The sequence below is a fragment of the Nocardia sp. NPDC059154 genome, assembly GCF_042755705.1.
Classification (GTDB): domain Bacteria; phylum Actinomycetota; class Actinomycetes; order Mycobacteriales; family Mycobacteriaceae; genus Nocardia.
The window spans coordinates 1-13,947 of sequence record NZ_JBHZCS010000050.1 but is presented as its reverse complement, the minus strand read 5'-3'; the positions used below and the strand labels follow the sequence as shown (position 1 = coordinate 13,947).

Below are 13,947 nucleotides of genomic sequence, written 5' to 3'. Positions count from 1 at the left end.
AGCCAGGTGCACGTTGCTGGGCCTGCGGCCGGCCCGCTACTGCCACTCGATTTCCGGCACTGCAGCATGGCGGAGGACACCGTAGAGGTCCTCGATGTCGGTGCGGGCCCCGCGTTCAGTGCACGAGGCGAAGATCGTACGTTGAGCCGCGCGGGACAAGCCGACGAAGAACGCGGCCGTGGACTCCTCGGGATCCTTCTTGTACGACCACCATTGTTTGTCGTCGAGACCGACGAAGAACACCGTGTGATATTCTAGTCTATTGCTCTTGTGCACGGTCATGAGTCCGACCGCGTCGGCTGCCGGGTAGGCGCGCACCGCGGTGATCCACGAATCGGCGCTCTCGGCGCACTGGCCCAATCGGAGCGCGACAGCTTCGAGCAGCTCGCGGACTTCCCCGGCCTGCTGATGCGCAGCGAGTTGACGGTGGATCCGATCGGCATCGAGGAACTCCGCAATGTGAACAATTGCGCTACCGGCGTTGTCGACGGTGGGCGGGTTGAGCCGAAGCCAGGACCGCAGCTCTGCGACGAACGCACTGAGTTCGTCGATCACCACGCGCCCGGCCAGGTCCTCGCGAGAGCTGACGCCGTGAACACGCAAGACCTGACCGCACACCTCGGTCCATACCGCCGGCTGCCCACCCGCGGTCGCCAACTGCATAATTCCGGTCAGGAGCTGAGCAATCGGATTCTTGAGCAGGTCCTGCACGCTCAGTTCACCGATCACCTTCGCAGCGTCGTTGCGCAGGCCGATTCCGTGCTGGGCGAAAGCGGTACGGAATCGCTGTTCGAACTCGGCAACCTGTTGCCGTACAACGATGATGTAGCGCCCCGGTGACCGCCTCGCCTCCGAGGTCTCGTTGGCGATCCATTCCGCGATGATCTGTGCTTCGCGGTCGAGGTTCGGGAAGGTCCAGATTTGGACCGGGTCGCCGACGACGTCAGCGACCGCTTTCGATTCTGCCGGTGCGGATTCGGGGTCGAGGCGCACTGCCACCGCGTGCTGCAGCGCCAGTCACCGGGGTTGAGCGATGGTTCCATGTCAGTCTGAACGGCGACGCCTCGAAGTCTGCCCGGAATTCTGTGAACGCGTCCTCGAGCGCGCCGGCCCACCCCATAATCCGCTGCTTGCGGTCGCCCACGGCAGTGACGACGGGACCACTGCCGAACACCGATGTCAGAAAAGAGTATTGGGCGTAGGTGGTGTCCTGGAACTCGTCGACGAACACATAAGGGTAGGTCGCGGTGAGTGCTCGACGGATGTGCGGTGATGTCCGCACGAGCAGTTCCGCAAGCCGATTCAGCATGGTGAAGTCCACCAGCTGTGCGGCATGCCCCAGGTAGTGCTCCCGCCACCAGGACAGGGCGGCATACTCGGCGGGGATGCCGGTCTCGGTGGGAGGGTGCTCTGGCAGCGGATAGGCCCCGAGGACTTCTGTCAGAAATCGGGCCTGAGGCAGGGCGAACAACTTCGTGCGCATCGGCTCTGTGGTTGTTGCCGTGGCCAGTGTTTGCACGAAGTCCCGTTGCTGGGCGACGGTGAAGTAGTTGAGCTGGTAGTCGCCCCGCAGTGCCCATGCCGGCGGCAGCATCGCCCCGAAACGATCCACCAGCGAGCGGGTGAAGGTATCGAAGGTCATGGATTCGAAACGACTTCCGAGCTCGCCGAGACGATCTCGTACCCGAAGGCCGAGGTTGGCCGCGGCGTCGCGCTTGAACGAGATCGCCAAGATACGCCGTGGCGCTGGGCACAACTTGGTCTGCAGCAGGTAGGCGGCATGCTGGGCCAGGAACTCGGTTTTGCCCGAGCCGGGCCCGGCAATGACCGCGCAGGACGTGGTGCTGCGCAACGCCTCCCACGCCGCGGGCTCGAGGTCGTCGATGCCGATCGGGCGCCATGACTGCGGGTCGGCGAGTCCCGCGCTCGCGCGGGTATCCGAGTGCGCGGGTGAGGAATCGGCGGCAGGGATGTTCACAGCGCGATCTCCTGCGCGATCAGCGTGATCAATTCCGCCAGCGGGCTCGGTGGCTCAGCGAGCTCGGCCGCGGGCACCGTGGCCAGCGCGCGCAGATGCGTGCTGGGTTTGGAGCGGGTCTTGAACAAGTATCGATGCCAGCGCAGCTCGTCTTGGCGCTCGTCGTTCTTGTTCTGGTCTACGGGGTTCCAGTAGTCGCTGCGGGCTCCGGCCACACCGAGCATCGCAGCGCGGGCGTCGGTCTCACGAGGACCGGTCTCGGAGCCTTCGAGGCGGATGTAGTGGTCCCGGTAGGCGCGCAGCAGGGACAAGTCCAAATCCAATGGCCAGGAAAAGAAGACGGTCGACGCCTGCAGGTGCTCTCGCCACCGCTCGCAGTCGGCGGGGGGCATCGTGTCGGACAGGTCGTCGAGGCTGTCGTAACGATCGATTCCGTCGAAAGGGTTCTTGTCGATCGCTTGCCATACAGTCGCGGGCGCTCGCGGCCCGAAGAACCGTATGGTTTGCGTGGATCGCATCCGGGCCCATCGGTCACCTGGTGGCGTTTCATCTTCCGAGCCTTCGCGTGTGGCGGGCGTCCGCCACCGTGGCGTCGATGCGTGCAGCGACGGTGCCGATGGTGGGGTCATAGATCTCCGCGAACGGCATCCCGCCGGTGGGTAGGACGGCGTCGAGGTGCCACAGCAGCTGCCGCGGCCACTCTTGGTCGTCGACCGTCCATCGTCGTACGGTACGTCGGCTCAGGAATGCGCGTCGCTCTGGCGCGGGCTGCGCGGGCACGGACTCCTCGATGCAATCGAAGAGCTGGACGCGATAATGTGGACCCCGACAAGCATCTGTGCCGAGTGGATGCTGTTGGCTCCCGAAATGGCGACAGCCATGAATCGCATTTACGACCAGGCATATCCGCACGCGTTGCGCGAGGTAACCGGCCTGAGCAACACCCAACTTTTCGACGCCGAGCGGTGGGCCGACGCGATGCTTGCTTGGTCGCGCAGCTCTTAACAGTCGCGTCAACTAAAGTTGACATCACGATCGGTGCATGAATCATGTTGTTGAGCAAAACATTCGGTCGCACGGCCGCGGCGCAGGTGTTCGGTCCAGGAAAAGGCGAGAGTAATAATCCACGGACGTTGTGCTGGCGGCGATTCCGAGACGTCCTCGTCGTAGCCCATCGAACCAGAATGCGGGCGACACTCCGCAGGCCACGCCGCGAAGGTTGGACCGGTCCTGATGCTCGACTACCGTCTCGAGATAGCTGGCTGACCGATGGGCAAGCTGAAACCGTCTCATTGCATGCCGCGTCACGGACATCTTGGAGCACGCCAGGAGTGTCGAGTCCGTGGCTCAGAGCCCTCCAAGCCAAGGAGAGATCCGGGATGATACCGATGCGGCTGGCCGACGTCGCTGCTGTGGTGGGTGGCCGCCTGTACGGCGCAAACGACGACGAGTTCGTCACCGGCACAGTGGAGTTCGACTCGCGGCAGGTCACTCGAGGGGGCCTGTTCGCCGCGCTGCCAGGTGAGCAGGTCGACGGGCACGATTTCGCCGATGCCGCCGCAGCCGCAGGCGCGGTTGCAGTTTTGGCAGCCAGGCCGGTGAATGCTCCCGCCATTGTCGTACCGCCGGTTGACCCTGCTCGAACGCACACCCGCTCGGTAGCGCTCACCGGGGACAAGGATGGCGCCGGCGCCGCCGTCTTGGCAGCACTCGAGAAGCTCGCCCGCGCGGTGGCGGGGCGATTGACTGCTCGTGGACTCGTTGTCGTGGGAATCACCGGCTCGTCGGGGAAAACCTCCACCAAGGACTTGATGGGCCAGGTTCTCGACCCGATGGGCTCCACTGTCGCACCCCCCGGATCGTTCAACAACGAGCTGGGCCATCCGTGGACAGTGCTTCGTGCCGAGGACGCCACGAGGTTTCTCGTGGCGGAGCTGTCTGCGCGAGGCCCGGGACACATCGCGGCTCTGTGCAAGACAGCACCGCCCCGAATCGGCCTCGTACTCAACGTCGGTAGCGCGCATCTGGCGGAGTTCGGTTCCCGCGAGCAGATCGCTGCGACGAAAGGAGAGCTGGTCGAAGCGCTGACCGCAGATGGTGTGGCCGTTCTCAATGCCGACGATCCGCTGGTGCGGGCAATGGCGTCGCGGACCTCTGCCACGGTCGTTTACGCCGGGCGAAGCGAGCACGCCGACGTACGTGCCGTCGATATCGCTCTCGATGAGAACGCCCGCGCCAGTTTTCGGCTCGCAACGCCTGACGGGGCTGCGATGGTGCGTTTGCAGTTACACGGCGAACATCATGTCGACAACGCCGTGGCGGTAGCTGCAGCCGCGATGCAACTGGGCGCGGGTGTCGACGAGATCGCCGATCGGTTGTCGCATGCCAGCTCACGATCGGTACGGCGGATGCAGGTGTGCACTCGTTCCGATGGAGTCACGATCATCAACGATGCCTACAACGCCAACCCGGAATCCACCGGTGCTGCGTTGCACAGTCTGGCCGCAATGGCGGTGGGGCGCCCGCGTAGCTGGGCGGTCCTCGGGCCGATGGGCGAGCTCGGGTCCTCCAGTCACGTCGAACATGAGCTGATCGGAGGGCTTGCCGCGGATCTGGGCATTGACCGTGTCGTCGCCGTCGGCGAGCAGGCACATGCCGTGCTCGGTGGCATCAGAATCGTAGGCACCAGTGCGTACGCAGTGGCGGACATTGATGCGGCGCTTGATCTTCTACGACAGGAGTTGGACGAAGGCGATGTCGTGTTGGTGAAGGCGTCGAAGTCGTTCGCGCTGTGGCGCATCGCAGAATCGCTTGTGGACGATCACGGTCGCGCGACCGCTCCGGTACCAGAGAAGTGATTGATCGGTCCGGTGGCCGGAGCCGGTCGCTGAGATTACGCCACCTGGTGGACCTGCTCGAGTACTGCCGGTGAGCCTGTCGTGGCTGCCCACCGTTGTGTGCCCCATTCGAAGTGCCACCATTCCTCGGGATAGGGCACGAACCCTGCTGAGGTCATCACGAAATGCAACAGCGACCGCGATTGTTGCGCGAGGTGGTGCTCGGGAGTCGACGGTGGGTGGCGGAAGTACCAGTCCGCGGCTGAATGGGCCGCGAATTCATCGAAATCTGTTCCCATGAAGGCGGGTTCGCCGTCGATCGTCACGGTCAGATCGACCGCGCCGCCGGTTCCGTGGGGGAACACCGTATCGGGCGGGGAGACATAGGTAGCGGCCTGCCGGGCTGCTTCGTCGAGGGTGACACCTTGTTGCTGGCTGATGCGGGTTGCGTAGTCGAGGAAGATCGCCTTCTGGGTCTCGGGCGCGCGATAGGCGTCCCAGACGAGCAGTCCGTAGCGGCGGCGTGGCCGGCTCAAGCGTGCAATGTGTTCGGCGGCCATCCCGAGCCGTCGCGCCATTTCCGGCGCAGCCAGACAGACTGAACGGGCCCCCGGATGCCCGTGAAGGAAATATCGAGCATCACAGAGTGCCGTTGGCAAGGCAACAAGAGCGTTTTTGCACATGATGGAGCTCCGTTCGGGTGCGGATACAACCCGTCGGCTGTGCGCGGCTATGGACACGCACATCAGCGACGTAGTCGGTCGGCCCGGCAAGTCGGTGACGGGTCGAAGCGGTGAGACAGTCAGTGAGCGAGGGTGGGATCGATGACGATCCCGCGCCCGGCGAAGTAGTCCTCGAAGGCGTCGAAATCGACCGTGGCGAATTGCTGCGATCGATTCGGCAGACCGGAGGGATTGTGGATGATCAGGCCAGTTGCGCTGGCACCGACAGCCAGGACCAAGTGCCCGCCTTTGCCTCCGGGCTTTTCCGACGGACGGCGGATCGACGGGTGGACCGAGAGCATCGTCGGACGGCCAGCAGCGACCGCCTGCCTCACGTGCTGCAGTGTCAGCGAGGGCTCGACCTGCGCCGACAGTCCCCATCGCTGAGCCACGTATTCGCTGAACGGTGCGTAGATGAGACCTCGGACAGAGTCGCCGTCGACGATGTAGGCACCGACCTCGAGGCAGTCTCGAATCACCGATGCCGCGTCGGGTGCGGTGCCATCTCGGTAGGCGAGCACCATGCGCAGGCACGCGACACCGCAGGTTCGCCACGACCAGAATTGGTACTCCTGGGCCGACGAGGCACCCGAGTCTGGCCATCGCGGGTCGTCGGCGGCGGCCATGGTGCCGGCGAGGATCGCGTCGACGAGGTCCGGGGATTCCCATTGCGAGTAGTAGGGCACTGGGAGTGCCATGTCCGCGACGGTCACGACGAGATCCTATCCCCATGAGTCCGGATGAGGGTGCTCCACAGACTGTTGTCGATGTTCCCGCCCGATACGACACACAATGCGTGGAGATCTGGTTGCGTGAACCGCAGCGCGACGGTCAATGCGGCGGCTCCAGCGAACTCGGCTCGGATGCCAAAAGTGTTGTGTAGCAGTCGAATCGTCTCGGCGATCTCGGAATCGGTCACAAGTTCCACGCGTAGGTCGGCGGCTCGGCAGATAGAGAACGGCAACGCGCCGATGTAGCGCACGAGCAGACCCTCTGCGGAACTGCGGCCGGGTGAGGCTTGCCATCGGTACCCGCAGCGCAGCGATTCCTTCATGGCGGGTGCGCTGGCATGCTCGACGCCGATGACGGTGGTGTCGGGCCACGCTGTCAGTGCCGCTGATACCAGGCCTCCCCCGCCGATCGGGACGAACGCGAAATCGGGTCGACCGCATTGTCGTTCGGCCTCGGCGAACAGGCTCTGATGCCCGGCGATAATGTCGGGGTCGTCGAAGCTGGGTACATAGTGAGCGCCGCTCGAACGCGCTTTTTCGCGTGCGGCAGCTTCGGCGTCGTCGTAGGAACCGGCAATGAGGTCGACGTGCGCACCGGTGTCGATGATGCGGGCGAGCTTCACAGCGGGGGTGGACTCAGGAACGAACACCTGGACCCGGTGGCCGGCGAGACGTCCCGCGATGGCCAGCGCGGCACCATGGTTGCCCGTCGATGCTGTGATCAGCGTGGCACTGCGTGGCATTGCAGCGATCTTTCGCGCGACTCCACGGAACTTGAAAGCACCCGAGATCTGCTGTGTTTCGTCTTTGATCGTGAGCCTGCGCCAGCCATGGCCGGGCAGCTCGCGCACGGGCGTGACACGGGGGGCGATGGTCGTGGTAGTCATCGGTCAATGCCCGATCTCGTAGGGCAACTGTTTGCGGGAACTGGGCATCGAAGCCCCCACCTGGATACAGCGGTCGATCAGATCGGGGATGCTTTGCCCGTGCTCGGCGAGCATGCGAGGAAACAGGCTCCCGTACATGAGTCCAGGAATGGTGTTGACTTCGAGGAAGTACACGCCATCGGATGCGGCGATGTAGTCGAACCGCGCCCACCCGAACAGCTCCAGATACTCGAACAATCGAACAGAGGCGCGTTGCGCCAGCGTGGCCTCGGCACCGGTGTTGACCGTGACCTCAGCCCCTCCGTGCCGATGCTTCTGGTCATGGCCGAAAAATCGCTCAGGTGTGTCGATGGCCAGGACCGGCAACGGTCGCGCGTGGCCGTCCTCCACGAGAACCCCGCAGCTGATCTCGGTGCCCGAGATGTACTGCTGCACAAGTGCGGTGGTGCTGAACTCGTGGATCTCGCGCACCAGATCCTCGACCGCGGCACCGTCGAAGCCCGTGAGCACAGTCGTGAGCAGCGAGGCACCCATGCGGTTGGGCTTGACCACGACCGCAGATCCCTCGAAGGCCGCCGCCGCGACGTCGATACCGCTCACGCGGTGTCGACGATCGATCGCGACGGTCCGCGGAACCCGCAGACCCGGCACCACCGCGTCGGCAAGCACCGCTTGGATCCGCTTGTCCATTCCGACCGCAGAGGACAGCACCGAACCGAAACTACCTCGGATGTCGAGGATTTCGGCCAGACCCTGCCAGCAGCCGTCCTCGCCTTCGGTGCCGTGCAGCAGCGAGAAAGTGAAACAACCTTCGTCTTGAAGAAAGGCGATGGCCTCGCGTAGCGGAGCTGAACGGCGGATGAGGAACTCGGATTCGGTGATGGGCCAGGGCGGTCCGGTGATGATCCGGGCACCGTCTTTGCGATCGATGTGCACAACCGCCTGCACCGCGAATCTATCGGCGGCATCGAGTAATTCGGTCAGCACACGGCGGTAGCTGTGCAACGATGCGTCGTGCTCGGTGCTGCGGCCTCCGACGAGCAGGATCAGTGGATTTGGCATGATCTTTCCTTTCGATTCAGGTCATGGCTGCGGTCTTCGGCAGCGCCTTCGGGCGCAAGCGCCGAGAGAAACGGCCGAGGACGCGGTTGTCTGCGTCTATCCGCAGACGGTTTCGGAGTTCGCGCCGGCGGTGTAGGTTTCGGCGTAGTTCTGACCATTCGGGTACTTCAGATGCACCTGGAAGTGAATGCAGGTACTGCCCGGCGCATAGACCTGCATGCTGTAGCTCGACCCTGAGCCGTAGTCGATCTCAGTCGGCAAAGCCGCCTGTCCGTCTGCCCAGATGTCCTTGACCGCAGCACCACCGGCGGGGTTGCTGCGCACGCGGATCCAATTGGTCTGGCAGCTGTTGGAGTAGTAGACATCGACGTAGCTCACGACCTGACCGAGTTCGGTCTGAATGCCTCGGGTAGCGGCCAGATACGCGTTCTGGTTGCAGCCGGTAGCGGCGGGGTCGGTGCCGTTGTGCTGAGGGCCGGCCGCGGCGGCGCCGCTGCCGGAGAACACCGCGACGAACGCGGTGGCCGCCAAGGCGATGGCGGTCTTGGACACCTGCCGTGCGGATGTCGTGGATACGGTGCGGGAATTGGTGGCGGCGAAAAACATCGAGAGCTCCGATCTCCGTGAGGCGATCGCCGAATCGAACGGCGACCAGCCCACCTTCGCGCAGGTCAGGCCAAATTCCTGAGCATCCAATCGGCCCAATCGCCTGTGCCACAATGAGATATGGCCGTGGGGGACACCGCTCCGACCGATCCGGCACTGATCACCAGCCGTGAACAGTTCGCGAGCACGCTGAAGTCATTCGCGCTGCAAGCCGGACTGTCGGTTCGCCAGGTGGCTGAAGCTGCCAGCGCTCACCTACCACCAGGTCAGGTCGTCCCGTACGGGACCATCCAAGGCTGGTTCTCCGGAACAGCGACACCCGACGCGAACTCTCCGTTCCTGACACCGGTCCTGCTGACATTAGGTATTGCGCCGCACGAGGTTTCGCGGTGGCACGCGGCCGCGGCACGCGTGCGCCGGATTCCACGGCCGGCAGCAGCGACCCGCTCCCCGTACCGCGGGCTGGATCCATTCGAGCTCGAACACGCCGAGGACTTCTTCGGCCGCACCGAGCTCACAGAGCAACTGTGCGACCAGGTCGGCTCGAGGCTAGCCGCGGCGACGGAATCCAGCGTGGTCGTCGTGGTCGGATCCTCCGGTGCGGGAAAGAGCTCGCTGCTGCGTGCCGGGCTCGCCGCGCGTTTCGACTGCCGCATTCTCACACCCGGCCTCGATCCGCTTGCCTCGCTCGCGGATACGACCCGCGGATGCCGGCTCGACAGCGACGAGGCTGTGGTTCTGGTAGTCGACCAATGCGAAGAGTTGTGGGCGCTGGCTCCACCGGACACCGGTGAACGCGACCAAGCCAGCGTCCGCTGGGATCACAACCGGCGCCAGTTTCTCGGCGAACTGTCCGCGTGGGCTCGACGGCCCCGCACCGTAGTGGTGGTCGGTTTGCGCGCCGATCACTTCGGCTATGCCGCCAACGAACCCCTTCTGGGCGCCGCACTGACCGGCGGCCATCAAATCGTCGTGACCCCCATGAACCGACACCAGTTGTGCCAGGTGATCGAAGCACCTGCGGCGCGGCGCGACATACAGGTCGATCCAGCGCTGGTGCAACGACTGCTCGAAGAACTGGCCGTCACCGACGCCGATTCCGAACCGGGCGCATTGCCGTTGCTGTCCTACGCGCTCAAACAGACCTGGGCCAACCTGCGTCCGCCACGAAAAACCTTGAAATACGGCGACTATCACAAAACCGGCGGGATCCGTGGAGCGATCGAGAAGGCCGCCGAGGACGCGTATGCGGCATCGAGCTCCACCCAACAGCTGGCAGTCAAACGCATACTGATGCGCTGCGTGGCCGTCACCGAGGAATCGACCGCACGCAGGACCGCGATCCGCTCGGAACTGCAATGGGACGACCTGTCCCCCACCGATGTCGACGCCGCGATCGACCGGTTCGCTGACCAGCGACTGCTCACCATCAGCGATCACGGTGTCCAAGCCAGCCACGAGGCCTTGCTGTCGGCCTGGCGGCGACTCGCGCGCTGGATCGACACCGATCGGGTCAGTCTGCTGCGGCACCGACGGTTGACCAGCGAGGCTCTGCAATGGGAGCACGGCGGGCGCGCGCACAAGGACCTGCTCAGCGCCGGCCGTACCGAGGAGTTCGCGGCGTGGGCCGCCGACGAAACCCACCAGCGCGAACTCAATCCGCTCGAACGGCAGTTCCTGACCGCCAACGTGGCTTTTCATGCCGAACAGGCGGCCAAGGAACGTCGCCGTGTGGCCGAGTTGAACGAAACAGTGGACAGGCTCAGGATCTCGCGAGCGCAGCTTCGCCGGCGGGCACGAGTGCTGCAATGGTTGGCAGTTCTGCTGACGATCCTGACTATCGTGGCATCAGCGGCCGTGGTCGAGGCCGTGAGCAACCGCGACCGCGCGCGCACCGCTGCACAGGTTGCTCGCACAGCGCGCAACGAAGCGTTCTCCCGCCTTGCCGCCGTCCAGTCCGGGCAGCTACGCGATCGAGATCCTGCCCTGGCTCAGCAGCTGGCGCTGGTGGGGTGGGATACCGCGGCAACCCTGGAAGCCCGCTCGGCGCTACTGGACTCCACCGCAGTCCCGACGCCACAGCGCACACCGACCGTGCCGGGAACTGTTGCGATCGCGCTGAACACCGACAAGACCTGGCTCGCAGTAGGCAACTCCGATGGCACTGTGCGTTTGTTCAATCGCGGTGACGCAGGCCGGGATTCACCGGTGATGCTTACCCCGTCGATCGGAGCGCTGTATGCGGTCAGCTTCGCGCCCGATGGCCAGACACTCGCGGTCGGTGGCGTGTCCGGAGCGACGCTGTGGGACGTTTCGAGACCGGCTCATCCACGCAACCTGACATTGCTGAGCGGGATCACCGGTCCGGTCTACGATCTCGCGTGGTCACCGGATGGACACGAGATCGCTGCCGCGACAACGGGAGGCGCGCTGCGCTGGACCGTCGACCCCGACGGCGCGGCACACCCCCCGATCTCGGACTCGACCACGGTGACCAAAGCCCTCGCCTACAGCCCCGACGGGCGATACCTCGCAACAGGCACCGAAGCCGCAACAGTCCAGCTGTGGAACCGGACTCCCAACACGCCCGATAGTCCCGCGGGAATTCTGACGATGCCCCGGCCCACCGATGGCATCCTCGACCTGCAATTCGATCCGACCTCGACCCACCTCGCGGTCGGATCGCAAGCCAACGAGTGCACCCTCGTCGATGTCACCCGGCCCGAAACGCCCTCCATCACAGCTCATCTGGGCGGATTCACCAGCTTTGTCAACTCGGTTGCCTTCCGCGACAACGGTGCCACGCTGGTCGCGGGCAGTTCGGACAACTCGGTCCGCCTCTTCGATGTCGCGTCCGGAACCACTACCCAGATTCTTCCGGGACCCTCCCTGGTCACCTCGGTGCTCGATGCCGGAGGTACCGTAATCACCGCCGCCACAGACGGTTTCATTCGTGAATGGAGCATGCCGGGACCGGTCACCGTAAGCCTTGGCGGCCGCGTATTCACCCTCCCCGCCAGCGCGGACAGTTCCGTTGCGGCCGTCGGGCTGGTCGCACCCGTCAACAGCGAGTTCAACGTCGTACACCGCTTCGATCTCACCGATCCGGCCGGAATCGGTGAGATCCGGCCACCGCTGCAGTTCGAAGGCGGTGGCCGGATGTCGGGAGTAGCCGCGGTATCGGGCGACGGACACATCGTCGCGGCCGGGACCAACGACGGCGAGCTATACACCTGGAATGTCAGCGAACCCGAGCAACCGCACCGATTCGCACCATCCATCCGTGTTCTCGACCGTGTCATCGACGCTGCCGTGCTGTCCTACGACGGCCACCACGCCTATGCAGCCGCAGCCGGTGACTCCCTGAACCGAATCGCCATCGTGGACTTCACAGATCCGGCCAACCCCCGCACGGTGGGGACCCTGACCGCCAACGGCCTGGTCCAACTGCTGACGATCAGCGCCGACGGGGGCCTCCTTGCCGCGAGCACGGCCAACGGAATCAACGTGTGGGACATCTCCGGCCCGCAGGCAACTCCCGTCGCCGACCTGCGCCACATTTTCGGTTCTACGGTCACCGCAGCCAGATTCGGCACCGGCCGACTACTCGCCGCGGGCAGCGACGACCGCACGATCAAACTCTGGGACTTCCACGACCCCCGACAACCCACCCTTGTCGCGACGCTCACAGGGCCCTCCGGTGCCATCGAGTCACTGACCTTCGACCCGTCCGGTCATCGACTCGCCGCAGGAATCGGCGACCACCAAGTCTGGGTGTGGGATGTAACCCACCCACAAGATCCGCAGCCCTACGCCGCACTCAACGCCTACACCGGGCGAGTCAACGATGTCGCGTTCAGCCCCGACGGCTCTCGTCTCACCGCCGCAGGATTCGACGGAACCCTGCGAACCTGGCACATCGACCCAGCCGAAATCACCGCGACCCTGTGCACCGCAACAGCATCGACCGTCTCGACAGACGAATGGCAGCAATACTTTCCCGCAACCACGTACATCAACCCATGCCAGTGAGACCAACCCAGCACCTCCGGACACTGTGACCACGACGATGGCGACCGTCGAGGAGACATACCTGCCGCTGCCACGTGACCCAGGCACCGAAGTCCTGCTGACCTGCGGGAACGGATTCCCGCTCGCGGTGGCGCTGTCGGGCGCGAATGTCAATGACCATCTGCTGTTACCCACGCTGCTCGACCGGGTCCGACCCCTGCGCGGGCGTGCGGGCCGGCCCAGGCATCGGATCACGAACCTGATCGCGGATAAGGGGACGACTACCCCGGCGTGTATTCCGAACTGCGGCAACGACGTATCACCGGCTACATTCCCCGCCGCGGCACCCGCGACAAGGTCACCGCCGGCCGCTGGATCGTCGAACAATCCTTGTGCGCCGCGAAGCGGCGTGTCGTATCCCCGGCTCAGCCGGGAGGGACTTGAAGGGAGGTTCCTGGGTCGAATGGCTGACCTGATGCCGAAAGGCTGACGGGACAACAGCATGCCAGAGAATCCGGTGACCGGGCCCAGTGGTCGGGGACGGGGTGCCGGAGGGACCCGTGTGATAGGGCGGAATTGCTGGATTGCCTGAATCCCAATCTCCAGTCGATGCAAGTTCCCATCCACCGGAAACGACCGCTGAAACCGGTGTCGTGCCCTGCGTCGGAGTCCAAGGTTCTCCGATGCAACCTCCGGGGTGCGAGGCGATGCCCAGCGAGGGCATTGAAGGAGATGAGTGGGGCGCCTACGTCACGCTGCCACGTACGACACGAACGAACGCGGGATCGCCTACGGGACGCGAGTCCTAGCTTGACTCTGTCGGTGATCTTGTGAGTTTCAAGATCAGCTGTTGAGTGCCCGCCAGGACCGCTGTCGGTGAATTCCGTTCTGGTCCAGGAAGTTTTGGAAGGCTGTCGGTGGCCTGGATGGGGAAGACTCGTCGGGTAGCTGTCCCGCGCTGAGGCGTTCGATGTTCACGGCGATGGCGGTGAGGACGTGCTGGACGTGGGCCTTGGGTCAATGCCGGGAAGTTTGGCTGCTGGAGTCGTTGTCAAGCTGTGTCGGCGAAGTCGAGGTAACAGGGCGGGAAGTTCAGGTCCAGCGCCGTGTCCG

General features: G+C 64.5%; 12 protein-coding genes. 2 read left to right on the top strand and 10 right to left on the bottom strand.

All coding sequences use genetic code 11. The features are described 5' to 3' along the window. Positions 1-36: 36 nt before the first annotated feature. The 5 genes from ACFXN1_RS34315 to ACFXN1_RS34295 form a co-directional block, all read right to left on the bottom strand. Complete coding sequence (locus ACFXN1_RS34315) at positions 37-999, bottom strand: 3'-5' exonuclease (RefSeq protein WP_379439343.1); 963 nt, start codon at positions 997-999, stop codon at positions 37-39. After that, positions 944-1,978, bottom strand: coding sequence for a UvrD-helicase domain-containing protein (locus tag ACFXN1_RS34310; RefSeq protein ID WP_379439345.1), 1,035 nt, complete (start codon positions 1,976-1,978; stop codon positions 944-946). Before ACFXN1_RS34310 ends, ACFXN1_RS34315 begins: the two co-directional genes overlap by 56 nt. Further along, a complete protein-coding gene (locus ACFXN1_RS34305; RefSeq protein ID WP_379439346.1) occupies positions 1,975-2,496 on the bottom strand; it encodes a hypothetical protein in 522 nt (173 codons plus the stop codon). The genes ACFXN1_RS34310 and ACFXN1_RS34305 overlap by 4 nt, the downstream gene beginning before the upstream one ends. Before the next feature lie 28 nt (positions 2,497-2,524). Beyond that, a complete protein-coding gene (locus ACFXN1_RS34300) occupies positions 2,525-2,758 on the bottom strand; it encodes a hypothetical protein (protein ID WP_379439348.1) in 234 nt (77 codons plus the stop codon). A gap of 233 nt (positions 2,759-2,991) precedes the next feature. After that, positions 2,992-3,153 carry a hypothetical protein gene (locus ACFXN1_RS34295; protein WP_379439349.1) on the bottom strand — a complete coding sequence of 54 codons (162 nt, stop codon included), beginning with the start codon at positions 3,151-3,153 and terminating at the stop codon, positions 2,992-2,994. Positions 3,154-3,357: 204 nt separating this feature from the next. Between ACFXN1_RS34295 and murF the strand changes: the two genes are divergently transcribed. After that, positions 3,358-4,836, top strand: coding sequence for a UDP-N-acetylmuramoyl-tripeptide--D-alanyl-D-alanine ligase (gene murF, locus ACFXN1_RS34290; RefSeq protein ID WP_379439351.1), 1,479 nt, complete (start codon positions 3,358-3,360; stop codon positions 4,834-4,836). Between the two features lie 35 nt (positions 4,837-4,871). On the opposite strand, the gene ACFXN1_RS34285 is transcribed toward murF, so the two are convergent. From ACFXN1_RS34285 to ACFXN1_RS34265, 5 genes are all read right to left on the bottom strand, one after another. Then, positions 4,872-5,498: a M15 family metallopeptidase gene (locus ACFXN1_RS34285; protein ID WP_379439353.1), complete on the bottom strand. Its 627-nt coding sequence runs from the start codon at positions 5,496-5,498 to the stop codon at positions 4,872-4,874. Positions 5,499-5,617: 119 nt separating this feature from the next. Beyond that, positions 5,618-6,250, bottom strand: coding sequence for a C39 family peptidase (locus tag ACFXN1_RS34280; protein WP_379439354.1), 633 nt, complete (start codon positions 6,248-6,250; stop codon positions 5,618-5,620). Continuing rightward, on the bottom strand, positions 6,247-7,155 hold the full coding sequence (locus ACFXN1_RS34275) for a threonine/serine dehydratase (protein WP_379439355.1): 909 nt from the start codon (positions 7,153-7,155) through the stop codon (positions 6,247-6,249). Before ACFXN1_RS34275 ends, ACFXN1_RS34280 begins: the two co-directional genes overlap by 4 nt. A 3-nt stretch (positions 7,156-7,158) precedes the next feature. Next, positions 7,159-8,217, bottom strand: coding sequence for an ATP-grasp domain-containing protein (locus tag ACFXN1_RS34270; RefSeq protein ID WP_379439356.1), 1,059 nt, complete (start codon positions 8,215-8,217; stop codon positions 7,159-7,161). A 96-nt stretch (positions 8,218-8,313) separates the two neighbouring features. Then, on the bottom strand, positions 8,314-8,913 hold the full coding sequence (locus tag ACFXN1_RS34265) for a DUF2690 domain-containing protein (protein ID WP_379439357.1): 600 nt from the start codon (positions 8,911-8,913) through the stop codon (positions 8,314-8,316). A gap of 36 nt (positions 8,914-8,949) precedes the next feature. Between ACFXN1_RS34265 and ACFXN1_RS34260 the strand changes: the two genes are divergently transcribed. Continuing rightward, a complete protein-coding gene (locus ACFXN1_RS34260; RefSeq protein WP_379439358.1) occupies positions 8,950-12,855 on the top strand; it encodes a hypothetical protein in 3,906 nt (1,301 codons plus the stop codon). Positions 12,856-13,947 lie beyond the last annotated feature (1,092 nt).